The sequence below is a fragment of the Terrirubrum flagellatum genome (assembly GCF_022059845.1).
GTDB lineage: Bacteria > Pseudomonadota > Alphaproteobacteria > Rhizobiales > Beijerinckiaceae > Terrirubrum > Terrirubrum flagellatum.
In genome coordinates this window covers 1,596,337-1,622,721 of record NZ_CP091851.1, presented here as the reverse complement: position 1 = coordinate 1,622,721, position 26,385 = coordinate 1,596,337, and the positions used below count along the sequence as shown (strand labels likewise).

The 26,385-nt window shown below is 63.4% G+C and carries 24 protein-coding genes and 1 tRNA gene; 12 read left to right on the top strand and 13 right to left on the bottom strand.

The features are described 5' to 3' along the window. Positions 1–12: 12 nt before the first annotated feature. The 5 genes from L8F45_RS07910 (at position 13) to L8F45_RS07890 (ending at position 4,348) form a co-directional block, all read left to right on the top strand. Positions 13–735: an ABC transporter ATP-binding protein gene (locus L8F45_RS07910; protein ID WP_342362326.1), complete on the top strand. Its 723-nt coding sequence runs from the start codon at positions 13–15 to the stop codon at positions 733–735. Further along, positions 707–1,723, top strand: a complete 1,017-nt coding sequence (locus L8F45_RS07905; RefSeq protein WP_342362325.1) for a branched-chain amino acid ABC transporter permease — start codon at positions 707–709, stop codon at positions 1,721–1,723. The genes L8F45_RS07910 and L8F45_RS07905 overlap by 29 nt, the downstream gene beginning before the upstream one ends. After that, the gene (locus L8F45_RS07900) at positions 1,720–2,493 is read left to right on the top strand and encodes an ABC transporter ATP-binding protein (protein ID WP_342362324.1); all 774 of its coding nucleotides are present in this window, start codon (positions 1,720–1,722) and stop codon (positions 2,491–2,493) included. The genes L8F45_RS07905 and L8F45_RS07900 overlap by 4 nt, the downstream gene beginning before the upstream one ends. Beyond that, positions 2,486–3,376, top strand: a complete 891-nt coding sequence (locus L8F45_RS07895) for a branched-chain amino acid ABC transporter permease (protein ID WP_342362323.1) — start codon at positions 2,486–2,488, stop codon at positions 3,374–3,376. The genes L8F45_RS07900 and L8F45_RS07895 overlap by 8 nt, the downstream gene beginning before the upstream one ends. 66 nt (positions 3,377–3,442) lie before the next feature. Further along, a complete protein-coding gene (locus L8F45_RS07890; protein WP_342362322.1) occupies positions 3,443–4,348 on the top strand; it encodes a cupin domain-containing protein in 906 nt (301 codons plus the stop codon). A 36-nt stretch (positions 4,349–4,384) separates the two neighbouring features. Here L8F45_RS07890 and L8F45_RS07885 read toward each other — a convergent pair whose 3' ends face one another. From L8F45_RS07885 to L8F45_RS07870, 4 genes are all read right to left on the bottom strand, one after another. Beyond that, positions 4,385–4,741, bottom strand: coding sequence for a hypothetical protein (locus L8F45_RS07885; RefSeq protein ID WP_342362321.1), 357 nt, complete (start codon positions 4,739–4,741; stop codon positions 4,385–4,387). A 64-nt stretch (positions 4,742–4,805) separates the two neighbouring features. Continuing rightward, a complete protein-coding gene (locus L8F45_RS07880) occupies positions 4,806–6,800 on the bottom strand; it encodes an ATP-binding protein (protein WP_342362320.1) in 1,995 nt (664 codons plus the stop codon). 370 nt (positions 6,801–7,170) lie between these two features. Continuing rightward, a tRNA-Gln gene (locus tag L8F45_RS07875) sits at positions 7,171–7,244 on the bottom strand. Between the two features lie 191 nt (positions 7,245–7,435). After that, positions 7,436–7,696 (bottom strand): sel1 repeat family protein, encoded by a 261-nt coding sequence (locus L8F45_RS07870; RefSeq protein WP_342362319.1) that lies wholly within the window; start codon positions 7,694–7,696, stop codon positions 7,436–7,438. 350 nt (positions 7,697–8,046) lie between these two features. On the opposite strand from L8F45_RS07870, the gene L8F45_RS07865 reads away from it, so the two are divergent. Together L8F45_RS07865 and L8F45_RS07860 are read left to right on the top strand one after the other, a co-directional pair. After that, a complete protein-coding gene (locus L8F45_RS07865) occupies positions 8,047–8,589 on the top strand; it encodes a hypothetical protein (protein ID WP_342362318.1) in 543 nt (180 codons plus the stop codon). Between the two features lie 92 nt (positions 8,590–8,681). After that, entirely contained in the window at positions 8,682–9,053 is a 372-nt protein-coding gene (locus tag L8F45_RS07860) for a DUF2147 domain-containing protein (RefSeq protein WP_342362317.1), read from the top strand. A 257-nt stretch (positions 9,054–9,310) separates the two neighbouring features. Here L8F45_RS07860 and L8F45_RS07855 read toward each other — a convergent pair whose 3' ends face one another. After that, the gene (locus L8F45_RS07855; RefSeq protein WP_342362316.1) at positions 9,311–10,015 is read right to left on the bottom strand and encodes a glutathione S-transferase N-terminal domain-containing protein; all 705 of its coding nucleotides are present in this window, start codon (positions 10,013–10,015) and stop codon (positions 9,311–9,313) included. Between the two features lie 153 nt (positions 10,016–10,168). Here L8F45_RS07855 and L8F45_RS07850 point away from each other — a divergent pair, with 153 nt between their 5' ends. Next, complete coding sequence (locus L8F45_RS07850) at positions 10,169–10,504, top strand: hypothetical protein (protein ID WP_342362315.1); 336 nt, start codon at positions 10,169–10,171, stop codon at positions 10,502–10,504. Positions 10,505–10,651: 147 nt separating this feature from the next. Here L8F45_RS07850 and L8F45_RS07845 read toward each other — a convergent pair whose 3' ends face one another. The 3 genes from L8F45_RS07845 to gatB form a co-directional block, all read right to left on the bottom strand. Further along, entirely contained in the window at positions 10,652–10,864 is a 213-nt protein-coding gene (locus tag L8F45_RS07845) for a hypothetical protein (protein WP_342362314.1), read from the bottom strand. A 554-nt stretch (positions 10,865–11,418) separates the two neighbouring features. After that, a complete protein-coding gene (locus L8F45_RS07840) occupies positions 11,419–11,892 on the bottom strand; it encodes a GNAT family N-acetyltransferase (protein ID WP_342362313.1) in 474 nt (157 codons plus the stop codon). 154 nt (positions 11,893–12,046) lie between these two features. Continuing rightward, on the bottom strand, positions 12,047–13,525 hold the full coding sequence (gene gatB, locus L8F45_RS07835; RefSeq protein WP_342362312.1) for an Asp-tRNA(Asn)/Glu-tRNA(Gln) amidotransferase subunit GatB: 1,479 nt from the start codon (positions 13,523–13,525) through the stop codon (positions 12,047–12,049). Positions 13,526–13,680: 155 nt separating this feature from the next. Between gatB and xth the strand changes: the two genes are divergently transcribed. After that, complete coding sequence (gene xth / locus L8F45_RS07830; RefSeq protein WP_342362311.1) at positions 13,681–14,463, top strand: exodeoxyribonuclease III; 783 nt, start codon at positions 13,681–13,683, stop codon at positions 14,461–14,463. A 54-nt stretch (positions 14,464–14,517) separates the two neighbouring features. Here the strand turns inward: xth and L8F45_RS07825 are convergent, their stop codons facing one another. Continuing rightward, complete coding sequence (locus L8F45_RS07825; RefSeq protein WP_342362310.1) at positions 14,518–15,189, bottom strand: FecR family protein; 672 nt, start codon at positions 15,187–15,189, stop codon at positions 14,518–14,520. An 81-nt stretch (positions 15,190–15,270) separates the two neighbouring features. Between L8F45_RS07825 and L8F45_RS07820 the strand changes: the two genes are divergently transcribed. Next, entirely contained in the window at positions 15,271–17,496 is a 2,226-nt protein-coding gene (locus tag L8F45_RS07820; RefSeq protein WP_342362309.1) for a CHASE2 domain-containing protein, read from the top strand. Here L8F45_RS07820 and L8F45_RS07815 read toward each other — a convergent pair. Together L8F45_RS07815 and ilvD are read right to left on the bottom strand one after the other, a co-directional pair. Then, entirely contained in the window at positions 17,483–18,427 is a 945-nt protein-coding gene (locus L8F45_RS07815) for a tetratricopeptide repeat protein (protein WP_342362308.1), read from the bottom strand. The genes L8F45_RS07820 and L8F45_RS07815 overlap by 14 nt on opposite strands. A gap of 4 nt (positions 18,428–18,431) precedes the next feature. Continuing rightward, positions 18,432–20,162: a dihydroxy-acid dehydratase gene (gene ilvD, locus L8F45_RS07810; protein ID WP_342362307.1), complete on the bottom strand. Its 1,731-nt coding sequence runs from the start codon at positions 20,160–20,162 to the stop codon at positions 18,432–18,434. 374 nt (positions 20,163–20,536) lie between these two features. Between ilvD and L8F45_RS07805 the strand changes: the two genes are divergently transcribed. Further along, positions 20,537–21,280 carry a sulfite exporter TauE/SafE family protein gene (locus tag L8F45_RS07805; protein ID WP_342362306.1) on the top strand — a complete coding sequence of 248 codons (744 nt, stop codon included), beginning with the start codon at positions 20,537–20,539 and terminating at the stop codon, positions 21,278–21,280. A 33-nt stretch (positions 21,281–21,313) separates the two neighbouring features. Further along, positions 21,314–21,724: a DnaJ family domain-containing protein gene (locus L8F45_RS07800; protein ID WP_342362305.1), complete on the top strand. Its 411-nt coding sequence runs from the start codon at positions 21,314–21,316 to the stop codon at positions 21,722–21,724. Positions 21,725–21,799: 75 nt separating this feature from the next. Here L8F45_RS07800 and L8F45_RS07795 read toward each other — a convergent pair whose 3' ends face one another. After that, positions 21,800–23,431 carry an alkaline phosphatase D family protein gene (locus L8F45_RS07795; RefSeq protein WP_342362304.1) on the bottom strand — a complete coding sequence of 544 codons (1,632 nt, stop codon included), beginning with the start codon at positions 23,429–23,431 and terminating at the stop codon, positions 21,800–21,802. A 59-nt stretch (positions 23,432–23,490) separates the two neighbouring features. Beyond that, positions 23,491–26,268, bottom strand: coding sequence for a valine--tRNA ligase (locus L8F45_RS07790; protein ID WP_342363395.1), 2,778 nt, complete (start codon positions 26,266–26,268; stop codon positions 23,491–23,493). Between the last annotated feature and the right edge of the window lie 117 nt (positions 26,269–26,385).

Genomic DNA, 26,385 nt, shown 5'->3' with positions numbered 1-26,385 from the left:
CGCGCAGAACTGATGCCTGACGCTTCCGCAGCGCTTCTGGAGGCGCATGAACTCTCAGCCTTCTACGGCCGGGTTCATGCGCTGAAGCCGACAAGTCTCACCGTGGCCGAGGGCGAACTCGTCACGGTGCTCGGCCCGAACGGCGCCGGCAAAACGACGATGCTCCGCGCCATGACACGGCTCACGCCGTCGACCGGACGCATCCTGTTCAAGGGCCGCGACATCACCGCGTTGCCGACTCATGGGCGCGCGCGCGAAGGCATCATCATGGTGCAGGAAGGACGCGGGCTCTTCGGCCAGATGTCGGTGCGGGAGAATCTGATCCTCGGCGCCTACACCATGGATGCGTCGACGGAGACGGTGGAGCAGCGGCTAGAAGATGTGTTCGCGCTCTTTCCTCGCCTGAAGGAGCGCTACGAGCAAGTCTCCGCCTCGCTCTCCGGCGGCGAGCAGCAGATGCTGGCGATCGGCCGCGCGCTGATGGCGAGGCCGAAGCTCCTCATGCTCGATGAGCCGTCGCTCGGGCTCGCGCCGCGCGTCGCCTCCGAAATTCTGGAGACGCTCGGCCAGCTCAATCGCAAGGGCCTCGGCATCCTGCTCGTCGAGCAGAAGGCGCCGCTCGCGCTGAAACTCGCCAAGCGCGTCTATGTCCTCTCGCTCGGCGGCATCGTCGCCGAACTACCTGCTCACGAGATCAAGTCGCATCATGACCTCTCGCGCTACTACCTCCACTAGACGGATCGCGGTCGCCGCCCTCCCCGTCGCGCTGGTGCTGGCGGTGCTCGGTTTTGCGCTGACCTCGAACGGCTATGTCGTCACCGTGATCGGCTTCGCCGCGATCTATGGAATCTTCTGCACCGGCCTCAATTTCTTCATGGGCTACACCGGCCAGGCTTCGTTCGGGCAGAACGCCTTCGCCGCGCTCGGCGGCTATGGCACCGCCATTCTGACCGCGACTTACAACTGGGACCCGGTCGCCGCCTTCTTCGCTTCGATGCTGTTTGCGGGCGTGATCGCCGCCATCGTCGGCTATCCCACGTTGAAGCTGCGCGGCCACTATCTCGCCATGGCGACCTTCGCGCTTGGCCTCATCACCTATGAGATCAGCATCGAATGGATTGGTCTGACCCAGGGCTATATGGGTTATTCCGGCATTCCGGCGATCGGCGTCGCGGGCTTCGAGCTCGCGACCGAAAAGCAGCAGCTCGTCGCGCTTGCGATCCTGCTTCTGCTCGGCGTGTGGATATCGACAAGGCTGCGCGACTCCCGCTTCGGCCGCGCGCTGCGCGCCATCGCCGGCAGCGAGCCGGCGGCGCAGGCGCTTGGGATCAATGTCGCGCGCTACAAGCTCGCGGCCTTCGTCATCGCCGCGATGTATGCGTCGGCCGCTGGCTCTTTGTTCGCGCACTTCGTCGGCTTCATCAGCCCCGAGGTGTTCGGCGGCGCCATGGTGATCCAGAGCTTCACCATGCTGTTCCTCGGCGGCGTCGGCACGACCTGGGGACCCGTGATCGGCGCGCTCATCGTCGCGATGCTGCCGGAATTCCTGCGCGGCCTGAAGGAGCTGCAGGACGTCGCCTACTGCATCATCCTCGTCTCGATCCTGATCTTCGCGCCGAAGGGAATCTTCGCGCTCATCGGACAGGGCTTCTCCGCCCTCACCGGTCGCAAGGCCGACGCGTCGCAGCTCGCGACGCTCCAGCCGGCGGCGCGCGCGTCATGACCATGCTCTCCATCCGGCAGGTGACGAAACGCTTCGGCGGGCTCGTCGCAAACGACAATATCAGCTTCGACATCGCCGACGGCGCGCTCTTCGCCGTCATCGGTCCGAACGGCGCCGGCAAGACCACGCTGTTCAACATGATCTCCGGCTTCTTCGCGCCGACCGCGGGCTCCGTGCATTTCGCCGGCGAGGACGTCACGGGAAAGCCGCAGCACGAGATTTCGAGCCGCGGCCTCGTGCGCACCTATCAGCTCGTGCAGCTCTTCAAGGACCTCTCGGTCGCCGACAATGTGCGCGCCGGATTCCATCGCGTGACGCGCGGCGGCGTGGCGTCCGCCCTCATCAGACCGCGCTGGATGCGTGAGCAGGAAGAGATGATTGCGACGAAGACCGAGGAGCTGCTCGCTTTCGTCGGCCTTGGGGGACGCGGCGAGGTGCTCGCGGACAAGCTGCCTTACGGCCAGCAGCGCCTGCTCGAAGTCGCGCGCGCGCTTGCGGCCGAACCGAAACTTTTGCTGCTCGATGAACCCGCCGCCGGCCTCAACATGCAGGAGACGGCGGCGCTCGCCGACGTCATCGAACGCGTCAACCAGCGCGGCGTCACCGTGCTGCTCGTCGAGCACGACATGGGCCTCGTGATGCGCGTCGCGCAGCGCATCGTCGTGATCGATTTCGGCCGCAAGATCGCCGAGGGCTCCCCCGCCGAAATCAAGACGCACCCTGATGTGCTCGCCGCCTATCTCGGCGGAACGGAGGCCGTGAATGGCTGACATGACGCAATTGCTGCAGAGCCTCGTCACCGGCGTCGGCGTCGGGCTGATCTACGGGCTCGTCGGCATCGGCTTCTGCGTGATCTATAACGCCAGCGGCATCGTGAATTTCGCCCAGGGCGTGTTCGTGATGCTCGGCGGCATGATCTGCCACACGCTGCTGACGCGGCTTGGCCTGCCGATCTGGCTCGCCGCGATCCTCACCATTCCGCTTGTCGCGCTGTCCGGCATCCTGATCGAATTCGCAGTCGTCCGTCCCATGTGGAACCGCGGCGCGGCGCTGTTCGCGATCATCCTGGCGACGCTCGCGACGCAGATCATGATCGAGCGCATCACCATCCTGACCCTTGGCGACCAGCCGCGCACCTTCGATGAATTCACCTCGGGCGGTCCGCTGAAGATCGGCCAGATCGCGATCGGTTACCAGATCTTCTGGATTCTCGGCTGCGGCGCGCTGATGGTCGGGCTGCTCTGGCTGTTCTTCACGCGCACCACGGCGGGGCGCGCGCTGCGCGCCTGCTCGCAGAACCGCGAAGCCGCAGCGCTTCTCGGCATTCCCGTCAGCCGCATGCTGATGCTGTCATTTGCGCTGTCGGCCGCGCTCGGCGCCGTCGCCGGCATCCTCGTCACGCCGACGCAGGTGACGGCCTACAATATCGGCACGCCGTTTGGCGTGAACGGCTTCATCGCCGCGATCATCGGCGGCTTCGGCAGCGCGGCGGGCGCGCTCGCCGGCGGCGTGCTGCTTGGCGTGCTGCAGGCGGTGGCGATCGTGATCTTCGGCGCCGGCTTCAAGAATGTCGCGGCGCTCTCCGTGCTGCTGCTCGTCCTCTTCATCTTCCCCGCCGGCATTTTCGCCGGCGTGCAGGGAAAGGCGCACTGACCAGCGTCAACGCCCCGCCGCCGCCTCTCAAAATGACAGGCGCCTGCCTCACAGGCGAAGGAGACCATGATGTACGACAAGTCCGATCCGCGAGCCGCCCTCGCCTCCACGGCCTCCGCATCGGCGCCGCCGCCATCGACCTACGCCGGCGCCGAATATGGCCTCTTCTATCAGGAGACGCCGCAGGAGGATGACGCCAACGGCAGGACCTGGTGGCATCGCGGCCAGAACTATGTGCTCGCCTGGACCGATGCCAAACCCGGCGCAACGTTCAAACGCGACAACCAGCTCGACGAATATGTCGTGATCGTCCCGGACAAAAATACGCCGGTCACGGCGACGGCGAAGGGCCAGACCGAGACGATCGACGGCTATTCCCTCATCATCATGCCGCCGGGCGAAGGCTCAATCACGCTCGCGAAAGGCGGCCGCGCGTGCCGGCTCTTTTCCGCGCAGTCGCCCGACCTCAACGCGAAATGCTCGAATGCGAAATCCTACGCGACGCCGCATCCGAACCTGCCGCCCTACAAGATGTGGCCGGCGCCGAAGGGCGGCTTCAAGATCAGGACCTATTCGCTCGACGTGCCCGACGAGCCCGGCCGCTTCGGCCGCATCTGGCGCTGCACGACCGTGATGGTGAACTATCTCGCGCCGCAGATGGGGCCGCGCGACATCCACAAGCTGTCGCCGCATCATCACGACGATTTCGAACAATGCTCGCTCGCGGTCGACGGCTCCTTCATCCACCATCTGCGCTGGCCCTGGACCGTCGACATGACGCAGTGGCGCGAGGATACGCATGAGCATGTGAAATCGCCGTCGGTGACGGTGATCCCGCCGCCGGCGATCCACACGACGCGCGGCATGGAGCCAGGCCTCAACCAGCTCGTCGACATCTTCTCGCCGCCGCGGCTGGATTTCTCGGAGAAGAAGGGCTGGGTGCTGAACGCGGACGATTATCCGATGCCGTGAGGGGGGCGCGATCGACGCTAGGATCCTGGGGTTAAGTTAGTCGCGGCACCAGAAGCCCTTGTCGAAGTTTGGAGCAGCAATAGGCGAAGGTGACACCGCGGCCTTATAGCCGATGTTGATGCACGTCGTATTCGCGCTGATCTTGCAAGACTCGGGACCAGAATCACAAGCATAGGGAACGAAGATTGGCGTGATCCTGCGCGCCGCCTGCTCGGCGCGGATAGCCTTGAGCTCAGCGAGTATTTGTTCGAGGACGCCCGGCGAGGCAACCACCGCCGGTGCAGCCGGAATAAGAACTGTCTGCGCCACGGCTCCGACAGCAGTCGCAACTAAGATGGTGCCCGCAATAAATACACGCAAAGCTTCCTCCAGCGTTCTAATGAACGACGCCAACCTGCTCTTGCGTCATCGTGGAGTCATCTTCGGAAAAATACTTAGTAAGACTTCGGCAGCTTCTTCAGACTAAGCTTCGCGCAGACGCATCCGCTCGAGCTCTAGACCTCATCGTTGCCAATTCGTTTTCAGATAAAGGTCCAAATAAATCATTGCTCGCGGATGAGTCGTTTTCAGCAGCCACGAAGGCTTCAACGTCGAGACCTTGTTCTTTTAGGAAAGGTGCATCCGCCAACTTCGATCGCAAATTCAGCATGCGGCTTTCTGCGCGGCGCAAAAACATGCTGAATGTGAAAGGATGAACGCGAACCATTTCATTATAGTGCGTTGTGACCGAGTTCTCTGTTGGATCAATCGAAGAGCCCAAGACAAAGCAATTTACTTCGCAGCTTCCATCAATCATTCCTCGATCGATCAATTCCTTCACGTACTTCCAAGCCTGACCTTTTTCTTCCGTGCTAATTACTTTTCCTGGTTTTTTTAGTTCTACAATCACAAGGCTTGCTACTCGGCTAGCTTCATGATCTGCGCCGAATCCATCCCTTGAATAGAAGCCGAGACTGCTATCTGGCAAAATCACGAAGTCTGGACGATTTCTTGAGCCCACATCCTGCTTGCCAAAGATGCGACGAATGACCTCTGACATTCCGCGATTTGAGGTAAATTCAATACTCTCGAACTGAGGACCAAAAATCCAAAGACCTCTTTCAAACAGCGGCTGGAGATCATGCAATTCATCCGCCTTTAGGTCACGAATTTTTGCGTCAAGTTCTGCAATTAATTTTAGGCGCGTCTGAATTTCATCAAGCGCCGCTTTCGCCGTCTGAACTGTCCAATCGCTCAGCAACTGATGAAGTCTATCCAAGTCGTCTAAAGGCATCGCATGCAATTGCGATATTAAGCCATATTTCGATGATGACTGCTCTAGCTTTGCCAGTATTTCCGCAAGGTCTGTCACTTCATCTGTTGAAATTGAAGGACACGATTCGATCACTTCATCTACGAAAGCGTTCCATCGATCGCGGCCAGCGGGTGGAACCAATTTAAGCCGAGTACCAACGCGCGACTTCACCAGTGCTTTCGAATTGCTCTTCTCTTCGCTCTCATAAGCTCTTAGAAGTGCTTTGATATGATCTTGAACGGCAGTTCGAGCTAGATGCCAGCCGACATGGTTTGGATCGAATCCTGACCAGTCGGGTTTCACTGCGTAAGAAAGAAAATCCGCAAAAACGAGAAATGTATAGCGCTTTGCTTCGCGCGTTCTACCATCGAGAATGCGTTCATAGTCGCTGCCGCCCCAGCCCGGCTTGCCGACAAGGCGATTTAGAACGCGCCACGCAATACCGTGGTGCTTGGTTGTGCGATCGGACTTTAAAGAGTCTATCATCAATATTCGTGCAGTCCCCTGCAACGGCACTTCGCAAATACTTTCCTTCACGTGCTTAGGTATATCCTCGAACGATACCTCTGTCCCATTCACAGCTACAACGAAATTGGGATCAAGCAAGAAACGCATACCAATCGCCTCCCGCACCTGATCTTGCGAGACATTTATTTGCGACGGCTTGATCGCCACTATTTCTGTTCCGTGACCCGCGTGTTTGCCGGAGTTGATTAAGCGCCAAGAAATCGGTTGCGTGATCGTCTGTTCAACAAGGTAGCGTTGGTACTCGCCGTCACGCCACGTCGTCAGTTGATAGGATTCGCCAAAACAGAACGCCGCGTGTCTGCCCCTTCCGTTTCTCCCATACACCTGTCGAGGCGGCATGCCAGCTAGGTCAGCGGGCGGCGTGGATTGGGCGCCGTCATGCTTGAGCCGATCGTAGTCCAACGTGGACCAACGAGCCTCAAATTCTGCGGCAGACATCCCTTTGCCGTTGTCTTGAATCGTGAAAGGCTGAGTCGTTCCGCGATAAGGCCAACTAATCGAGACCTGAGTAGCGTAAGCGTCCCATGCGTTGGCGACCAACTCCACCACGGCAGTTGTGGGGTCAGTTATTATCGTTCCCGCATGTTTCGTGAGGAAGCGTTGGTCGAAAAAGAGATTGCCTGTTGTCATCAAGACCGCCCCCTATCCTGCGACGCCGCTCTACCTGCGAGGCGTCTGGGTAGCTGAGAGATCGCGATTGCGCGCCCTAAGCCGTACGTCGCCATAGCCCTTGCCGGCTGCGCGCGCCGCATGCCCTCGGATCGCGTCGAGCGCCTGCCCGTCCATCCCAGCCTCATTCCCCAGTGATTTGAAACGATGCCGCCAGCCGTGATGTGACGCAACGTCTGTGCGGCCCTTATCCACTTCCCGACGCGAGCGAAGTCGAGTCAGCCCGCCAACTGTCTTAGGATGGCGAGCGAGCGCAACACCCACAGACCATTGCGAGAGCACCCGCAATCGCCGGCAGATTTCTCTTATTTCACAAAGGGAAGGGCCGGATTGGCTGGGGGACTAGGATTCGAACCTAGACAGGCAGAGTCAGAGTCTGCAGTCCTACCGTTAGACGATCCCCCAACAGGAGGCTCAGCGCTGTGGCCGGGCCCGGATCGCGCCGGGGAGATAGCGAAGCATCGCGGCGATGACAAGGCCGCAGCGGCAGGAACTTCGGCAAGGCTTTCCGGCGCGAAACCCTCAGCGGGAAAGCCCGGCAGGCCCGCGCCGCCCTCAGGCGGCGCTGAGGCCAGTCTGGAAAGGCCGTCAGGCGCTTAGTGCAGCGTCAGCCACTGGCGCGCGGCGCGCTGGGCCTGGGCGATCTCTTCGGCCGACATCTCGATGGCGACCTCGCCACGACGCGCCGCCGCCTCGCGGCAGCCGCGGATCGCCGCGATGTTGAACCACTTGTGCGCCTCGACGCGATCCGGCTCGCCATCGCGGCCCGAGATCGACGCCATGCCAAGCGCCAGATAGGTCTCCGCCGGCGTCGCCGCGGTTTCGAGCTGTTCGCTCCGGAATTCAAAACGTCCCATGATGCTGTCCCCGTGTTTTCTTGGACGACGTCAGGGAACCCCATCCCCGCCGTCTTGGGAGTATGCTGGCGCACAGGCTCAAACGAGCGCTTAAGCCGCGTCGTAAACCGGCGGTGAAGGGCGGCGCAGAAACAGCGGGGTCTCCCGCGCGCCGTGGAAAAATCGTGTCATTTCAACTCAATCCGGCCGATTCCATTGGGTTTGGGTTCACCATTTCCGGGAAATCGCCCTGACCGGCGATAAAGCTGCGCCTGCACGCGCGGTGCGGGCCAGCACATCGGCGATGGCGGCCGCTCCGGCTGATGAAGGCGAGAGGTCGACGCCGCGCGCCGGCCGGGACGGAATCGCCCATGAGGGTCTTCAAGACGGCCTTTGACAGGCGCAGCCTCGCCCCGGCGATCGCGGCGGGACTTCTCGCCGCAACCTTCCAGCAAGCCCGCGCGCAGGACAATCAGGCGGGCTTCGAGGCCTGGGTCGTCAGGCTCTACGGGGACGAGATCGCGCGGAACAAGAGCCCCGCATCCCCCTCTGGAGACGCGACGCTCGACCTGTTCACGCCTGAAGTGCGCGCGCTCATCGTCGAGAGCCGGAAGCATACGCTACCGGCGAGCGAGCCCGACGGTCCGATCCTGCATCTCGTCCTCGGCTGGGGCGCGCTGCCCAATCGCGAGATCATCCTCAATCGCGTCGCCTCGACGCCGGCGCCCGATGGCGAGCGTCGCGCGACGGTTGATCTCGGCATCGCGGGGAATGCGCGCCGGCTCATCGTCACCGGCGTCTTCGACAGCCAGGCGAAGCGCTGGCGCATCGCCGACATCGACTATGGCTCAGGCTCGCTCGACGCCACGCTGATTGGCCGCATGCGCCGCATGGCGAGCTGGCCGCTGCGATGACGAACGCCCGGCGCGCAGTCGTCGCCGCAGCGCATGGTTCACCACGGCCATCCGATATGGAAGGATCGCCGAAAATTCGGGAGGAGTCTCAGATGCGATATCGAATTCTTGCAGCGGCGGGCCTGCTGCTCGCGGGCGCAGCGCAGGCTTACGCTGACGACGCGACGGGCGTCTGGGCGCGCGACACGGGCGAATCCCGCGTGCGCATCGCGCCTTGCGGCGGCGCGCTCTGCGGCACGATCACCTGGCTGAAATCGGCCGACAGCCCCGCCAAGGTCGGACAGCGCGTCTTCTTCGACATGAAGCCCGCCGGCGCCAATGCGTGGGAAGGCAAGGCCTTCAATCCCGAAGACGGCAAGACCTACACCGGCAAGATGACGCTCGCCGGCGACAAGCTCACCACGCGCGGCTGCGCGCTCGCGGGCCTTATCTGCAAGTCGGTGACCTGGTCGCGCGTGAACTGATAAGGCGCCTGCCCGACACCGTATTTATTCGGCCGGTTTTCGCGACTGCAGTGCGGCGCCGCACTATTCGCACGCCGAAGCGCGCGCACTCTCCCTGATGAGTTTGCGCGCGATCCCCTGCATGAAGGGCAATATCAATGAAAACAAGAATGGCGGCGGCCCGCAATGGGGCGGCATGCTCACGGTGACTATCCCGATCAAGTGAAATATCGAGCGCGGGGCGGATAGCGCCGCGCGCGATCAACACACCGAAGCGCTCAGGCGCGCGCCCGCTGGCCGAAGAGGATCTTCTGCGCCTCCTTGTCGGTCGCGAGATTGCTCTGCGCGCGCGCTTCCGCCGCGACAGCCAGTCCGCGCTGCACGGCGGGCCTTGCCTGCACCGCGTCGAGCCAGCGCTTCAGATGCGGGAACTCGTTGATGTCCTGTCCCTGCCGCTCATGGCCGCGCGTCCAGCCGATGCAGGCCATATCAGCGATCGAATACTCGCCGGCGAGGAACTCATGCTGCGCGAGCCGCTTGTCCATCACGCCATAGAGGCGGTTCACCTCGTCGGTGTAGCGGTTCGTGGCATAGGGAATGCGCTCCGGCGCATAGTGCCGGAAATGATTGTTCTGCCCCGACATCGGGCCGAGCCCGCCCATCTGCCAGTAGAGCCATTCCTCGACCTGCACGCGCTTGCGCTCGTCCGACGGATAGAATTTTCCGGTCTTGCGTCCGAGATATTGCAGGATGGCGCCGGACTCGAACACCGAGATCGGCTCCCCGCCAGGGCCATCGGGATCGACGATCGCAGGCATGCGATTATTCGGCGAGATGGCGAGAAATTCAGGTTTGAACTGCTCGCCCTTGCCGATGTTGACGAGCTTCACATCATAGGGGAGCGCACATTCCTCGAGCATGATGGAGATCTTCCAGCCGTTCGGCGTCGGCCAGTAATGGAGTTCGATGAGCTTCTGCGCCATGGGAGCGGATCCTGTGCGGGTGGGATGGCGGCACGATTGCGCTGGCGTGACGCCTTGCCAAGTGCGCCTCACGCAGATGTAAGCTGCGGCGTCCTGATGGCGACGGGCCGGGGCGACGCCGAACGGATGATCCCAGCAAGGAGAATATCCGTCATGAAGACCCTAGCAGCCGCGCTCCTTCTCGCGGCTTCCGCTGCCGCCGCCTTCGCGCAGACAAATCCGTTGCGACGCCCTGCAGCGACGCCCACGCCCGCCGCGACAACCGCGCAGCCATCGACATCAACAGCTGCGACAGCGCCCGCGACGACGCCCGATGAGCCGAAAACGAAGGCGAAGGGGCGGGCGAAATCGACTGGCGTCTTCGCCGAAAGACGCAAGCGCTGCAGCGCTGAATGGGCGAACGCGAAGTCCGCCAACGCCACCAACGGACAGAAATGGCCGCAGTTCTGGTCAGCCTGCAACACGCGGCTCAAGGCCGCCGGCGTCTGACGCGCGCTTGCGCGAGACGCCCGCACGCGGCGATCGCCATCCGCAAACGGTCGTCGCGTCAGGACAAAGAAAAAGCCCCGGCCGTGAGACCGGGGCTTTTTTGTGCGCGGCGATGGCACGATGCCCAGCGCCGCACGATGTCAGGAGTTAGGCGGACGGCATAGCCGGCGCAGCGGCCTTGGCCTTGCGCGGACGACCCACTTTGCGCTTGGCCTTCTTGGTCTTCTTCGCCTTCTTCTTGGCGACCTTCTTGGCCTTCTTCTTGGCTACCTTCTTCTTGGCAACCTTCTTGGTCTTCTTCACGACCTTCTTCGTCTTTTTGGCCTTCTTCGCCTTCTTTGCCTTCTTCGCCTTCTTCACTGCTTTCGCCATAGATGGAGCCCTCCCTCGGTTGGCGCAGGAAATTCATACAACGTGATCGACGAAATCGCGAGTCGGAATATTCGCAAGGTCGATCGCCTGAATATTTGGTCTCAACAGTTTACGTTTTGGTTGACGAGTGAAGCGGCCCTCTCCGCCCCTGTTCCACCGCCGTCTGCAAGGGATCGCATGACGCATTTTCGATCCTCGTCTCGCTATTCTTCGCGAACGAATAATTGCTGCGGCGCAAGCATTTTTCTGACTTGACACAATTTTGGAGAACGCTGCCTGCGACGCCTTGCCAAGGTTCTCGACGGCCATCCGACAGAGGCCGCCGGACAAGAAACGACGGCGCCTATAGCCTCCGAATCCGGTCCCGAATCTTGTGAGTTACAGGCGACTAGCTTGCCCGCGAACGGCTCGTCTTGGCGGCGCGAACCTCGGGAATCGACGAATCGATCCGAATCAATCGGCCTTCGTCGACGCCTTCGGGAGCCTGCGAATGACGCGCGAAGCAGGTTCGGAACAGCCCTCAACCGCCTCGCGCGAAGCGCTCAGCGCGCCTTCAGATCGAGTTTGAAACCGGCGTGCGACTGGCTGAATCCGAGCCGCTCATAGAAGCGATGCGCGTCTTTCCGGGAGAGATTGGAGGTGAGCTGAACGACGTCCGCGCCACGTCGACGCGCTTCGGCGACGGCGAAATCCATCATCCTTGCGCCGACGCCGCGGCCGCGCAGATCGGCGCGGGTCCGCACGGATTCAATCGTCGCGCGGATCACGCCGCGCTGCGAAACGCCCGGCGTGATCGTCAGTTGGAATGTTCCGACAAGCGCGCCATCCGTCTCCGCCACGTACACCGTCGTCGACGGATCGGATGCGACGCGATCAAACGCCGCAACGTAGAGCGCCTGATCTTCGCCATCGTCAGCTTCGCGCGCGCGGCCGAGAACGTCATCGCGATAGAGCGCGACCAGCGCATCAAGGTCGGCGCGCGCCATGGGACGAAGAAGGATATCGTCGAGTTTCATGATGCGCGCTCCCGCCGAAATGTTCCGCGCGCCTGTTGAAACCTGCCGTCGCGCAACGTCAAGCGCGCGGCGGCGAAGAGAGTTCGAGGATCGCTGAAATCAGCGATAAGCGCAGCAATTCAACGATTTTCCGGCAGGCTTACGGAGCGCGAAGCTACTCGATCCCGAGCTTCGTCTTGAGAAGCTGGTTGACCGCTTGCGGGTTCGCCTTGCCGCCAGATGACTTCATCACCTGCCCAACAAACCAGCCGATCAGCGTCGGCTTCGCCTTCGCTTCCGCCACCTTGTCCGGGTTCGCGGCCATCACCTCATCGATCACCTTCTCGATCGCCGACATGTCCGTGACCTGCGTCATGCCGCGCTTCTCGACGATGGCGGCGGGATCGCCGCCTTCCGTCCAGACGATCTCGAACAGGTCCTTGGCGATCTTTCCGGAGATCACCTTCTTCTCCAGAAGATCGAGGATCGCGCCAAGCTGACCGGCGTTGACGGGTGAATTCTCGACGTCGCGGCCTTCCTTATTGAGGCGGCCGAAGAGCTCGTTGATCACCCAGTTCGCAGCCTGCTTGCCGTCGCGTCCCCTGGCGACCTCTTCGAAGAAATCAGCGTTCGCCTTCTCGCCGACGAGCACGGAGCCGTCATAGGGCGTCAGGCCATAGTCGGCGATGAAACGCGCGCGCTTGGCGTCCGGCAGTTCGGGGAGATGCGCCGCGAGCCTATCGACATAAGCCTGATCGAACTCCAGCGGCAGCAGATCGGGATCGGGGAAATAGCGGTAATCATGCGCCTCTTCCTTGCTGCGCATCGACCGCGTCTCACCCTTCGCCGGATCATAGAGCCGGGTTTCCTGCTCGATCGTTCCACCATCCTCGATGATGCCGATCTGGCGGCGCGCCTCGACCTCGATCGCATGACCGATGAAGCGGATCGAATTCATGTTCTTGATTTCGCAGCGCGTGCCGAGCGGCTCTCCCGGCCGGCGCACCGACACGTTCACGTCAGCGCGCAGGTTTCCCTTCTCCATGTCGCCATCGCAGGTGCCGAGATAACGCAGGATCGTCCTGAGCTTCGTGACATAGGCGCGCGCCTGTTCGGCCGAGCGCAGATCGGGGCGCGACACGATCTCCATCAGCGCGACGCCAGACCGGTTGAGGTCGACATAGCTCATCGTCGGATGCTGATCATGCAGCGATTTTCCGGCGTCCTGTTCGAGATGCAGCCGCTCGACGCCGACCGTGATCTGCTCCGTCGGCGACACATCGACGATGATTTCGCCCTCTCCCACGATGGGACTCTTGTACTGGCTGATCTGATAGCCTTGCGGCAGATCGGGATAGAAATAATTCTTCCGATCGAAGATCGATTTCAGATTGATCCTGGCGTTGAGGCCCAGTCCGGTGCGGATCGCCTGCCGCACGCATTCCTCGTTGATGACCGGCAGCATGCCCGGCATCGCCGCATCGACGAGCGACACATGGGAATTGGGTTCGCCGCCGAATGCGGTCGAGGCGCCTGAAAACAGCTTCGCCTGCGACGTCACCTGCGCATGGATCTCCATGCCGATGATCACTTCCCAATCTCCGGTCGCGCCCTTGATCAGGTTCTTCGGCGCGGCTGTTCGGCCTGCGGACATCTCGATCTTCCCGCTCTTGCAATCCTCGAATTGTCCTAGCCGCCCGGCCGCATTGTCTGCAAGTCCGACGCGTTTTCCGGTCATTGCGGCGGAGGTCGTCAGGCGCGCGGCTCTGTCCTAGGATGGCGTCACGAAACAATCGCGGAGACCGGCGGATGCGCATCGCCACCTGGAACGTCAACTCGGTGCGGCAGCGCGTGGAGCATCTCGCGGCGTGGCTGAAGGAGCGCGCCCCCGACGTCGTCTGCCTGCAGGAGATCAAATGCGTCGATGACGCCTTCCCCCGCGAGGCGATCGAAAGCCTTGGCTATAATGTAGCGACGCATGGGCAGAAGACGTTCAACGGCGTCGCTCTCCTCTCGAAGTTCCCGCTTGCCGATATCAGGCGCGGCCTGCCCGGCGCCGACGATGATGAACAGGCGCGCTATATCGAAGCGCTCATCGAGGCGCCCGGCGGCGTCGTGCGCGTCGCCTCGATCTATCTGCCCAACGGCAATCCGATCGGCACGGACAAGTTCCGCTACAAGCTCGCCTGGATGGATCGCCTCATAGCCCATGCGCGCGAACTTCTCACGCTTGAGGAAGCGGTCGTGCTCGCCGGCGACTATAATGTGATCCCGCAACCGATCGACGCGAAGAACCCCTCGCTGTGGCTCGGCGACGCTTTGTTCCAGCCGGAAAGCCGCGGCGCCTTGCGCAAGCTCTGCGCGCTTGGATTCACCGAGGCGGTGCGCGCCGCGACCGATGAGGAAGGCGTCTACAGCTTCTGGGATTATCAGGCCGGCGCCTGGCAGAAGAACAACGGCATCCGCATCGACCATCTCCTGATGTCGCCGATCGCCGCCGATCGTTTCCTGAATGCGTCGGTCGACAAATATGTCCGAGGCTGGGAGAAATCGTCAGATCATGTGCCCGTGGTGATCGATCTCGCGGCCTGACGCGCGAAATCGAACGGAAATCGGAAGTCAGGGAACGCCTGCGCCGCAGGGCGTTCAGCGATTGTTGCGGCCGCCTGAATCGCCGCCGCCGCGGCCGCCCCCATCGCCGATGCCGCCGGTGTCGCCTCCGCCCGTGAGATCGCGACCATTGAAGCCGCCGGCGAGCGTGATTTCGCCAAGCGACGTCACGACGATGACCTGTCCTGGCGCGCCCGCGTCAAGGCATGTGCGCCGGCCGACGCGGGCGCAAACGGTGATCGCGCCGCGCTGCAGCGTGATGCGCGAGACGGAAGACGACACCTCGAACTCGACGATCGTGCCGCGAATGCCGATCACCGCCTGCGGCGTCTGCAGCGTGAAGGCTCTCGGATTGGACACGCCGGTCGCGAAGCGGAATACGCCGCGCGTCATGTTCACCACCGCCTGCCGCGCCGTCGCGTCGGGGTTGTAGACGAACTTGTCGAGACGCACGCTCGAAGACGGACCGACCGACAGACGGGTCGAATCCTCGAAGGAAAGCATCGCGCCGCCAGCGGCCGTGGTCTGCACGAGTTCGTTCTGATGCACGGAATCTCCTGAGGAGATCACCGCCCGCCGCGCGCCGAGGGTGCCGGTCACGTTGGGCGCCGCCTGAGCGGCTTCGCCAATCACGACCTGCGCCGCAACGCGTTCGCCGCCCGCGGCCAGCATCGCGAGAATCGCCGGGACGAACAGGGCCTTGCGCATGCCAATCTCCCGCGTGATGGCGACGGACCTTGACCGCCATGGCCTTGCGTCAGACCCTCGCGACGGTCTCGTCCAATTGTCATGTCGCAGAATCCAGTTGTCTCATCAGTGCGGCGGCGCACACGATCCTCCCTCTGGAATTGGGCGGCTGCGATCGTCTGGGCTTTGCCGCCGGCCGTACTATGCGCGGCGTTGATCCTCGCCGAGCCGACTCCGGTGCGAGCGATCAAGAATCTGATCTTTGACAGTTTCGTCACCTGGAAGCCACGCGCCTATGACCCGCAAACTCCCGTTCGCGTGGTCGATATCGACGAGGAATCGCTGGCGCGCATCGGGCAGTGGCCGTGGCCGCGCACCACTCTCGCGCGGCTGGTCAAGACATTGGGCGACGCCGGCGCCGCAGTAGTCGCACTCGACATCCTGCTCTCGGAGCCCGACCGCACCTCTCTCGAACAGGTGCTCGCGACCATGCCGCCGTCGCCGGTGCGTGACGAACTCGAAAAGTCCTGGCGCGAGAAGGGCGTTTCGAACGACGCAGCGCTCGCCGACATCGTCGGCCAGACGCCCGTTGTGATCGGACTCGTGGCGACATCTGAAGGCGGAGCCGCGCCGCCGATGAAATATGGGCTTGCATGGGCCGGCGATCCCGCCATCGATTTCCTGCGCCCGCCTTTTTCAGGCTCCACCCTGCCGCTTACGCCGCTCGTTGAAGCCGCTGCGGGCGTGGGCGCGCTGAACTTCCTTCCTGATCGCGACACCATCGTGCGCCGCGCCCCGACCTTCGTCCGCATCGGCGATAAGATCGTTCCGTCGCTATCCATGGAAGCGCTGCGGATCGCGCAGCAGGCTTCGACCTATGTGATCAAGTCGTCGAATGCGAACAGCGCGGAGGCGTTCGGCGCGCATACCGGCATCGTCTCCGCGCGCAACGGAGACGCGATCATTGATACAGAGTCCGACGGATCGATCCGAATCTATTATTCCGGTTATCAGGCGGCGCGCCGCATTCCCGCATGGAAGGTGCTGACCTCGGAATTCAATCCCGAAGATGCGCGCAACCGCATCGTATTCGTCGGTGCTTCCGCTGCGGCGCTTTCCGACGTTCGGGCAACTCCCATCGATGCCATCGCGCCGGGCGTGGAGGTGCATGCGGAAGCCGTCGAACATATCGTTTCCGGCGCTCATCTCGTTCGGCCAGATTATGCTCGCGGCGCTGAGGCGGTTGCAATCATCGCCGCCGGCCTGCTCGCCGCCATTATCAGCATCGCCTTCTCCGCAACCGTCGGCGCCGCGCTCGCCATGCTTCTCGCAATCGCGCTGGCGCTCGGCTCCTGGTTTCTTTTCTCCCACAATGGATTGCTGTTTGACGCTGTATTCCCGCCATTGTCGGCGCTGGCGAGCTTCGCTTCCGTCACCATCGCCTCCTATCGCCGCAGCGAGCAGGACAAGGCGCAAATCCGCAGCGCGTTCGGCCGTTATGTCTCGCCGGCGGTGATCGAGCGGCTGATCGCCGACCCGTCGCAGCTTCAGCTCGGCGGCGAGATGCGCGATCTCACCGTGATGTTCAGCGACATCAGGAATTTCACCTCGCGCTCGGAGCGCCTGCCGGCGACGGAGGTCGTTCGCTTTCTGAATGCAGTGCACACGCCAATGTCGGACATCGTCATGCGCTCGGGCGGCACGCTCGACAAATACATCGGCGACGGGATGATGGCGTTCTGGAATGCGCCGCTCGACGATCCCGACCATGTGCGCAATGCTTTGCGCGCCGCGCTCGCCATGATCGAAGCGCTGCCGTCGATCGCCGGGAGCCTACCGGCAGACGAGTCGCAGCCTCCTCAGCCCCCTCTCGGTCTCGGCGTCGGGCTTCACACCGGGCCGGCCTGCGTCGGCAATCTCGGCTCGACCCATCGCTTCAACTATTCGATCGTCGGCGACACCGTGAACAGCGCCGCGCGCATCGAGCCTTTGTGCAAGGACTATGGAACGCCCGTCATTGTCTCCGAGGCGATCGTCGAGGCGGCGCCGGAATTCGCCTATCTCGAAATCGACGAAGTGGCGCTGCGCGGACGGCAGGGGCTGACCCGCATCTTCGCGTTGCAAGGGGACGCGAAACGGGCGGCGAGCGAGGAGTTTCAGGCTCTCAAGCGCCAGCATGACGAGGCGCTGGCGGCGGTCCGCTCAAATGCGACCGATGCGCTTGCGCGCATCGCGGAGTGCGAAACATCGCCCGCGGCCCGACCGCTGCTCAAAGTCTATGGAAAATGGCGCGCCAGATCCGGTGCGTCGGTTGTTAGCGACGCTTGAGCCTGCGCTCGACGAACGCGCGCGCCGCGTCGTGATCCTGCTCGCTGGTCGCCGCGAAGGCGTGACCATGCAGTTCGATGATCCAGGCGTCGCGGGCGGGATCGGCGGCCTCGCGCGCCATCTGCAGCAGACCGAGGCCGCGCGCCGTCTGGCGCGGCACGCCGTCGGCGCCGTTGATCAGGAGATTGCCAAGCATCGCCTGCGCGGCCGGATGCCCCTTGTCGGCGGCGAGGTTCAGCCAACGGGCCGCCTGCTTCGAATCCTTCGGCCCGCCATTTCCATCGATCAGCATGCGCGCCAGATTATACTGCGCGTCGGGATCGCCGAAGTAGGACGCCGCGTAATAGAACATCTCGCGCGCCCGTTCCGGATCGGCCTTCACATAGGTCTTGGGAATGCCGTCGAGATAATAAGCGCCAAGCGACACGAAGGCGTTCGAGATGAAGCGGGCATTCGGCGAATCCGCCGGTTCGTCCGCATGCTCGTCGGCGATTCGCGAGAAATATTCGAACGCCTTCAGAGGATCCTGGGGCACGCCGTCGCCTGACGCGAACATCTTGCCGAGCTTCCACAACGCGCCGGGATGCCCCTGATCGGCGGCGTAGCTCAGCGCCTTCACCGCGCCCGGCATGTCGCCTGAATTGTAGCCGCGCACGCCGGCGCGCAGCGCATCGCGCATTGAGGCGAAGGGGCTGCGCGGCGCAACCAGAGGCGCCTGAAGCGCGCCGACCGCCGGCGCCGCCGCGCTGGCGGAGGGAGCCGGCGCCGGAGCGAGAATCGCCGGCGGAATCGCTGCGAGAGGCTGGGGGCCAGCCGGAATGCTGCCCGGCGGGCGCGGGACGACGACGCCGGGAGCGATCATCGGCTCGCTCTGCTGGGCGAACGCCGACGACGCGACGATAAACGCCGCGGACGCGACCGCCCATCTCATGACGTCAGAGATCCGCATAACAGCGTACTTCACCTTTGCCGCCCGGATGGGTGACGGCGCCATCGCGCGCTGAACCCACCGTTTGCGCATATTTCCAGATCGCGCCTGAGCCGTAGTCGGTCTCACGCGGTTTCCATTCCGCGCGGCGCGCCTTGAGCTCGTCATCAGAGAGATCGACGTCGATGGCGCCCGTGATCGCATTAAGCGTAATGATGTCGCCATTTCTAAGGAGAGCGATGGGCCCTCCTGTGGCGGCTTCGGGGCCGACATGGCCGACGCAGAAACCGCGCGTCGCGCCGGAGAACCGCCCGTCGGTGATCAAGGCGACCTTGTCGCCCATTCCCTGCCCGTAGAGCGCGGCGGTCGTCGCGAGCATTTCGCGCATGCCCGGCCCGCCTTTCGGGCCTTCGTAGCGGATGACGAGCACTTCGCCCTCGACGTAGTCGCGCTTCTTTACGGCCTGGAAGCAGTCTTCCTCATTGTCGAAAACCCGCGCCGGGCCTGAGAAAACCTGCTTCTCCGGCGCCATGCCGGCGACCTTCACGATCGCGCCCTCAGGCGCGAGATTGCCCTTGAGACCGACCACGCCGCCGGTTTTCGTGATCGGCCTGTCGGCGGGATAGACCACATCCTGATGCGGGTTCCATTTCACGCTCGCCATGTTCTCGGCGATCGTGCGGCCCGTGACCGTGATGCAGTCGCCATGGAGATAGCCATGGTCGAGCAGCGTCTTCATGAGCAGCGGAATGCCGCCGGCCTCGAACATGTCCTTGGCGAGATATTTTCCGCCCGGCTTCAAATCGGCGATGTAAGGCGTCTTCCGGAAAATCTCGGCGACGTCGAACAGGTCGAACTTGATGCCGCATTCATGCGCGATCGCCGGCAGATGCAGCGCCGCGTTGGTCGAGCCGCCTGACGCGGCCACCACGGTCGCCGCATTCTCCAGCGCCTTGCGGGTGACGATGTCGCGCGGCCGGATGTTGCGCGCGATCAGCTCCATGACGATCTCGCCGGACGCGGCGCAGAACTTGTCGCGAATCTCGTAGGGCGCCGGCGCGCCGGCCGAATAGGGCAGCGCGAGCCCGATCGCTTCCGAGACGGTCGCCATGGTGTTGGCGGTGAATTGGGCGCCGCAGGCCCCCGCCGACGGACAGGCGACTTCCTCGATCTCGGCGAGGTCCTCGTCCGACATCGCGCCGACCGAATGCTTGCCGACGGCCTCGAACATATCCTGCACGGTGACCTGCTGGCCGCGGAAGACGCCGGGCAGGATCGAACCGCCATAGACGAACACGGAGGGCACGTTGAGGCGCACCATCGCCATCATCATGCCCGGCAGCGACTTGTCGCAGCCGGCGAGCCCGACGAGCGCGTCATAGCAATGGCCGCGCATGGTGAGCTCGACCGAATCGGCGATCACCTCGCGCGACACAAGCGACGCCTTCATGCCCTGATGGCCCATGGCGATGCCGTCGGTGACGGTGATGGTGCAGAATTCGCGCGGCGTGCCGCCGGCGGCGGCGACGCCTTTCTTCACCGCCTGCGCCTGACGCATCAGCGAGATGTTGCAGGGGGCGGCCTCATTCCAGCAAGAGGCCACGCCAACCAGCGGCTGGTTGATCTGCTCGCGCGTAAGCCCCATGGCGAAGAGATAGGAGCGATGCGGCGCACGCTCCGGCCCTTCGGTCACATGGCGGCTTGGCAGCTTCCCCTTCTGGAAAACGCGCACGTCCATCAAGCTTCGTTCCGTCGCCTCGACATTCACCCCAACCCCGGGGGCGGGCCGATCTATGGCGAACGCGCAACACCGGTTTCGTCAGCCTTGTCCAACGGCGGAGCAGGCCCGGATGCGGCGCGTGACATGGAAGGCACGCGGTCAAACTTGTGACAATTCACTGGCTTGTCACAGCTTCACGCTGCAAGCCGATTTTGGCGGGATCGCGGCAAATGCGGCCAATCCAGCCTTGATAGAACGAGTTCGGGTTAATCTGTTGCAGTGATGCAACATCGCGGAAACAACTCCTGACGTTAGGCGACGACGCTTCGACGCGGATCGAAACAAGCCGTTTGCGAGGCTGCTAACGCGGATCGCAACGGACGAAAGTGATCATGGATTTCCATCTCCTACCGCTCATCGCCGTCGCCGCGATCTTCATCCTTGCCGGTTTCGTCAAAGGCATGATCGGGCTAGGCCTGCCGACGATCGCGATCGGCCTGCTGAGCCTCTTCATGCCGCCGGCGCAGGCGGCGTCTTTGCTGATCGCGCCCTCGCTGATCACCAATCTCTGGCAATTGTCGGGACCGCGCCTGCTCGAACTCTCGCGCCGCCTCTGGCCGATGCTCACCGGCGTCTGCGTGGGCGCCTGGCTCGGCGGCGGCATCCTGACCGGCGCCAATGCCGGCAGGGCTGTCATGGCGCTGGGCGTCGCTCTGATCGTCTACGCGCTCGTCGGCCTGTCGGCGATCAAGTTGTCGGTTCCGCGAAACGCTGAGGTCTGGGCAGCGCCTCTCGTCGGCATCGCGACCGGCTTCATCACCGCGGCGACCGGCGTCTTCGTGCTGCCGGCCGTGCCCTATCTCCAGGCCATCGGCCTCGACAAGGACGACCTGATCCAGGCGCTCGGCCTGTCCTTCACCGTGTCGACGATCGCGCTTGGCGCCGGTCTTCTGCATGACGGCGCGTTCGAGACGCGCGCCGCCCTCGCCTCCATCGCCGTCCTCATTCCCACTTTCATCGGCATGTACGCCGGCCAGTTCGCGCGCGAGCGCGTCAGCCCGGCGACATTCCGCCGCTGGTTCTTTTTGGGCCTGCTCGCGCTAGGCTTCTATCTCGCGGCGCGCGCTGTGAGCTGATCGACGCCGCTGAAAGGCGGAGTGATCGCTGTCATGACGCATCGCAAACCTCCATGGTCGAGCTGGGAATCCTGGACCGAGGCGCAGATTCGCGTCGCCATGGAAAAGGGAGCCCTCGATAACCTGCCAGGCGCCGGCAAGCCCCTTCCCGATCTTGACCGGGAATATGATCCGCTCTGGTGGGTGAAGCAGCTCGTGAAGCGCGAGCAGATTTCGCAACTGCCGCCCTCGCTCGAATTGCTCCGCAAGGTCGAGAAGGAGCTCGCCGCGATCGAGAGGCTTCCCGATGAAGCGACCGTCCGTCGTCGCATCGCCGCGCTCAACGCCGAAATCGTGAAGATCAACGCGACCGTGGTGGATGGTCCGCCGACGCGCGTCGGCGCGCTGGATGTCGATCAGGTCGTGGCGCGATGGGAGCGAAACCGCGCCGCCGTTTCGCAGTAGCTGGCGATCGAACCGGAATTTTCGTCGGGATTTCGCCGCGCGCCTGATCGCGTGCGGCGGCCCTGACGTTTGGCTTTACGCGTCCGCGAGAACAGTCTTTCCCGCCTCGACCACAAAAGACTTCCGCGTCTTCACCGGCGCGCCGGCGACCGACACGCGGTCGAGCACGCGATAGTCCGCCTGCCAACGCTCGGGCGTGAGGATATGGCGCATATAGCCGCGCTGATTGTTGAAGAAGCGCATATGCGGGTTCTTCGACAGCATCACCTCGCCGCCCCTCGTTATGTCGGCGCCGTCGCCGCCCGACGTAATTGAGGTCGCCACAAACTCGACGCCGAGCGTTTTCGACGACGCCTTGTCGAAATCGGCTTTCAGTTCGCCCGCCCAGTTCTGGTGGATGTCGCCGGTCAGCACGACGGGATTGGCGAGCTTCGACTCCTCGATCGCCTTGAACAGCCGCTCGCGCGCCGCGACGGCGCCGTCCCATTTGTCCATGCTGTAGCCGATCTTGTCAGGCGACGGATCGCGATCATGGCGCATGAGCATCACCTGCTGCGCCAGCACGTTCCAGCGCGCGCCTGACGATCTGAAGCCGTCATAGAGCCAGGCTTCCTGGCTCGCGCCCATCATCGTGTTGTCAGGCTTCAGCGCATCGGCGCAGGCGGCGTGCGAACCGTCGCCGCATGGCTGCGTCGTGCGATGCTGGCGCGTGTCGAGCACATTGAACTGCGCCAGAGTTCCGAAGTCGAACCGACGATGGGCGTCGATGAAAGCGCCGCGCGGCATCGCGCTCGGACGCAGCGGCATATGCTCATACCAGGCCTGGAACGCCGCGACGCGCCGCAGCGCGAAGATTTCCGGCGGCACGCCCGGTTTTTCCGAATGCATGTCCGCCCAATTGTTCTCGACCTCGTGATCGTCGAACGAGACGAGCCATGGCGCCGAGGCGTGCGCGAGTTGAAGATCGGGGTCGCTCTTGTAGATCGCGTAGCGCAGGCGATAGTCGCTCAGCGTGTAAGTGACATCGGGTTCAGTCGGCATCACCCGCGCGACGGCGAGAGGCCGTTCGCCCGGCCGCACGACGCGATACTCGTAGATATAGTCGCCATAGTGGAAGACGACGTCGAAACGCTCCTCCGCCACATGGCGATAGGCGGTGAAATATCCGTCGTCGTAGCGCTGGCAGCCGACGACGCCGACGCTGAGCCTGTCGAGCGGCGCGCCCGGCGGAGGCGAAGTCCGCGCCCGGCCGGTGATCGTCCGCTCGCCGCCGACGCTGAAACGATAGAAATAGTCGCGATTGGCCTGCAGTCCCGCGATCTCGACATGGACCGCGTGCCCGAGTTCCGGGCGCGCGACCGCGACGCCGCGCTGGAGAATGGTCCGCATGTTCTGTTCGGAGCCGATCTCCCAGGCGACCTCGACCGGCTTCATCGGCATGCCGCCATTGCGCTCGAACGGCTTCGGCGCAAGCTTCGTCCAGATGACGAAGCCATCAGGCGCGGGCTCGCCCGAGGCGACGCCGAGCGAGAAGGGATAGGCTGCGAAAACCGGATCGGCCCAGGCGCGCTGATCGAAAATCGCGCCTGAAGTCAGCAGCAGTCCGGAACCGGCCGCAGCGCGCAGAAACCCGCGCCGCGATGGCGTCAGATCGAGTGTCGAGAAATCGCCGAGATCATACCGGCCGAACGCGTCGCGACGGAACATGAGCGCCCTCCTTCGCTGTCTCGCGACGATGGAGCGTCAAGCTGACAGCCAGGTGACAGCTATCCCGCCAATCGCTTCAAAGCGTCCCCGATCTTCGTCATGCGCGCCAGCGCTTCGTCCTTGCGATCGCGCTGCTCCTCGACAACCTCTTCCGGCGCGCGGGCGATGAAGTCCCGATTGCCGAGCTTGGCGTCGATCTTCGCCACATCCTGCTGGAGCTTGGCGATCTCCTTGGTCAGGCGCGCGCTCTCGGCGCCGAGATCGACGACGCCTTCGAGCGGCAGCGCCGCCGTCGCGCCGCGCACGATGATCTGCGCCGACTGCGCCGGCGCGGCGCTCGCAAACGAGATGTCGGACAGGCGCGCCAGCCGCGCGATCATCGGCTTCCAGCGCGCGATCGCATCCTCGACCGAAACGCCGGCGCCGACCATGACGAGGCCGACCTGCGCGCCCGCGGGCACATTCGTCTCGACGCGCACCGAGCGGATCTCGGAAATCAAATCGACGACGAAGCCGATCTCTTGTTCCGCTGCCTCATTTTCGAGGCCGGCGAGATCTGGCCATTCGGTCAGCGCGAGCATCTGCGGGCGTCCGGCCGCGCCGCCCTTGATCGCCCAGAGCTCTTCGGTGAGGAACGGCATGAAGGGATGCAGGAGCTTGCAAATCTCGTCGATCAGAAACGCGACGGTTGCGCGCGTTTCCTGCTTCGCCGCTCCCTCTTCACCCGACAGCACCGGCTTCGACAGTTCGAGATACCAGTCGCAGAAGATGTTCCAGGTGAAGCGGTAGATCGCCGCCGCCGCGTCGTTGAAGCGATAGGCCTCGATCGCGCTCGTCACCTCGGCCGCCGCCTCGGCGCATTCGCCGATCGCCCAGACGTTCAGCGTCTCCTTCGCCGCGCGCGGATTGAAGGAGGCGACGCGCTCGCAGCCATTCATCTCGGCGAAGCGCGCCGCGTTCCACAGCTTCGTTGCGAAGGATTTGTAGCCGTCGACACGGTTGATCGAGAGCTTGATGTCGCGCCCCTGCGCCGCCATGGCGGTCAGGGTGAAGCGCAACGCGTCGGCGCCGTAGTCGTCGATGAGCTTCAGGGGATCGATGACGTTGCCCTTCGACTTCGACATCTTCGCGCCCTTCTCGTCGCGGACGAGCGCGTGGATATAGACATCCCTGAACGGGACCTCCTCCATGAAGTGGAGGCCCATCATCATCATGCGGGCGACCCAGAAGAAGATGATGTCGAAGCCGGTGACGAGCGCGTTGGTGGGATAATAGCGCGCGACTTCAGGCGTCTCGTCAGGCCAGCCGAGCGTCGAGAACGGCCACAACGCTGACGAAAACCAGGTGTCGAGCACGTCCTCGTCGCGGGTCAGGAAATTCGCGAGCTTCTCGGGATCGCGCGCGAGATCGGCGCCGCCGAAATCATCGATCACGCCCTCTTCGACATAATAGGCGAGCGCGGCTGCGATCGCATGCTCCTCGCTCTCCGCGACGAAGACGCGTCCATCGGGACCGTACCACGCCGGGATCTGATGGCCCCACCAGAGCTGGCGCGACACGCACCAGGGCTCGATATTTTCGAGCCACTGAAAGTAAGTCTTCTCCCAATTCTCCGGCACGATGCGCGTCCTGCCTTCGCGCACCGCCTCCATCGCCTTCTCCGCCAGCGGCTTGACGTTCACGTACCACTGGTCGGTCAGATAAGGCTCGATCGGCGCATTCGAGCGGTCGCCATGCGGAACCATATGAACATGCGGCTCAACCTTCTGAAGGAAGCCGCGCGCCTCCATCATCGCGACGATCTGCTTGCGCGCGTAGACGCGGTCCTGCCCGTTGAGCGCCAGCACCTCGTCGAGGTCGGGCGACGCCTGCGCGCCGGCAAGGAAGTCCTCATTGTCGCGCAGCAGCATCTGCGCTTCCGCATCGAAGATATTGACAAGCGGCAGCTTGTGACGACGGCCGACATCGAAATCATTGAAGTCGTGCGCCGGCGTGATCTTCACCGCACCCGATCCCTTCTCGGGATCGGAATATTCATCGCCAACGATCGGGATGAGACGACCGACGAGCGGCAGCCGCACCATTTTGCCGATCAGCGGCTTCCAGCGCTCGTCCTCGGGATGCACGGCGACCGCGGTGTCGCCCAGCATCGTCTCCGGCCGCGTCGTCGCGACGGTGATGTAGGTCGAGGGATCGCTCGCGTTGTAGGTCTTGTCGGCGAGCGGATAGTTGAAATGCCAGAGATGGCCTTTGACCTCGATCTGCTCGACTTCGAGATCGGAAATCGCGCTCTGGAATTTCGGGTCCCAGTTCACCAGCCTTTTGTCGCGATAGATCAACCCGTCATTATAGAGATCGACAAAGACCTTGAGCACGGCCTTGCTCAGGCCCTCGTCCATGGTGAAGCGCGTGCGCGACCAGTCGCAGCTCGCGCCGAGACGGCGAAGCTGGCCGAGGATGATCGATTCCGATTCCGCCTTCTGCTCCCACACCTTCTCCACGAATTTCTCGCGGCCGAGATCGCGGCGGCCGGGCTGCTGCGTTTCCATCAGCCTGCGTTCGACCACCATCTGCGTCGCGATGCCGGCATGGTCGGTGCCGGGCTGCCACAGCACGTCCCTGCCGCGCATGCGCTCGAAGCGGCAGAGCACGTCCTGCAAGGTGTTGTTGAGCGCGTGCCCCATATGGAGCGAGCCGGTGACGTTCGGCGGCGGAATGACGATCGTGTAGGGCTCCGCCCCGGCGCGGTCAGGCCGGCCGGCCTTGAAGCATTCCCGGGCTTCCCACTGAGCCGCGACGCGCGCTTCCACCGCCGCCGGCTCGAAAGTCTTGTCCATCGTCATGATCGCATCCGGGAGCCGACCACGCTCTGCGGCCGGCGACAGGCGGCTGTTCAAAAAGGATGGCCCGCCATCCGTCAACGCCAGAATGGCGCGGATCGGCCCTGCGTGACG

What these genes read in the sequence shown, in the direction of transcription:
- L8F45_RS07910 (WP_342362326.1), top strand. Translation starts at nt 13, where the DNA reads ATGCCTGACGCTTCCGCAGCGCTTCTGGAGGCGCATGAACTCTCAGCC.
- L8F45_RS07905 (WP_342362325.1), top strand. Translation starts at nt 707, where the DNA reads ATGACCTCTCGCGCTACTACCTCCACTAGACGGATCGCGGTCGCCGCC.
- L8F45_RS07900 (WP_342362324.1), top strand. Translation starts at nt 1,720, where the DNA reads ATGACCATGCTCTCCATCCGGCAGGTGACGAAACGCTTCGGCGGGCTC.
- L8F45_RS07895 (WP_342362323.1), top strand. Translation starts at nt 2,486, where the DNA reads ATGGCTGACATGACGCAATTGCTGCAGAGCCTCGTCACCGGCGTCGGC.
- L8F45_RS07890 (WP_342362322.1), top strand. Translation starts at nt 3,443, where the DNA reads ATGATGTACGACAAGTCCGATCCGCGAGCCGCCCTCGCCTCCACGGCC.
- L8F45_RS07880 (WP_342362320.1), bottom strand. Translation starts at nt 6,800, where the DNA reads ATGACAACAGGCAATCTCTTTTTCGACCAACGCTTCCTCACGAAACAT.
- L8F45_RS07870 (WP_342362319.1), bottom strand. Translation starts at nt 7,696, where the DNA reads ATGGGACGTTTTGAATTCCGGAGCGAACAGCTCGAAACCGCGGCGACG.
- L8F45_RS07865 (WP_342362318.1), top strand. Translation starts at nt 8,047, where the DNA reads ATGAGGGTCTTCAAGACGGCCTTTGACAGGCGCAGCCTCGCCCCGGCG.
- L8F45_RS07860 (WP_342362317.1), top strand. Translation starts at nt 8,682, where the DNA reads ATGCGATATCGAATTCTTGCAGCGGCGGGCCTGCTGCTCGCGGGCGCA.
- L8F45_RS07855 (WP_342362316.1), bottom strand. Translation starts at nt 10,015, where the DNA reads ATGGCGCAGAAGCTCATCGAACTCCATTACTGGCCGACGCCGAACGGC.
- L8F45_RS07850 (WP_342362315.1), top strand. Translation starts at nt 10,169, where the DNA reads ATGAAGACCCTAGCAGCCGCGCTCCTTCTCGCGGCTTCCGCTGCCGCC.
- L8F45_RS07840 (WP_342362313.1), bottom strand. Translation starts at nt 11,892, where the DNA reads ATGAAACTCGACGATATCCTTCTTCGTCCCATGGCGCGCGCCGACCTT.
- gatB (WP_342362312.1), bottom strand. Translation starts at nt 13,525, where the DNA reads ATGTCCGCAGGCCGAACAGCCGCGCCGAAGAACCTGATCAAGGGCGCG.
- xth (WP_342362311.1), top strand. Translation starts at nt 13,681, where the DNA reads ATGCGCATCGCCACCTGGAACGTCAACTCGGTGCGGCAGCGCGTGGAG.
- L8F45_RS07825 (WP_342362310.1), bottom strand. Translation starts at nt 15,189, where the DNA reads ATGCGCAAGGCCCTGTTCGTCCCGGCGATTCTCGCGATGCTGGCCGCG.
- L8F45_RS07820 (WP_342362309.1), top strand. Translation starts at nt 15,271, where the DNA reads ATGTCGCAGAATCCAGTTGTCTCATCAGTGCGGCGGCGCACACGATCC.
- L8F45_RS07815 (WP_342362308.1), bottom strand. Translation starts at nt 18,427, where the DNA reads ATGAGATGGGCGGTCGCGTCCGCGGCGTTTATCGTCGCGTCGTCGGCG.
- ilvD (WP_342362307.1), bottom strand. Translation starts at nt 20,162, where the DNA reads ATGGACGTGCGCGTTTTCCAGAAGGGGAAGCTGCCAAGCCGCCATGTG.
- L8F45_RS07805 (WP_342362306.1), top strand. Translation starts at nt 20,537, where the DNA reads ATGGATTTCCATCTCCTACCGCTCATCGCCGTCGCCGCGATCTTCATC.
- L8F45_RS07800 (WP_342362305.1), top strand. Translation starts at nt 21,314, where the DNA reads ATGACGCATCGCAAACCTCCATGGTCGAGCTGGGAATCCTGGACCGAG.
- L8F45_RS07795 (WP_342362304.1), bottom strand. Translation starts at nt 23,431, where the DNA reads ATGTTCCGTCGCGACGCGTTCGGCCGGTATGATCTCGGCGATTTCTCG.
- L8F45_RS07790 (WP_342363395.1), bottom strand. Translation starts at nt 26,268, where the DNA reads ATGGACAAGACTTTCGAGCCGGCGGCGGTGGAAGCGCGCGTCGCGGCT.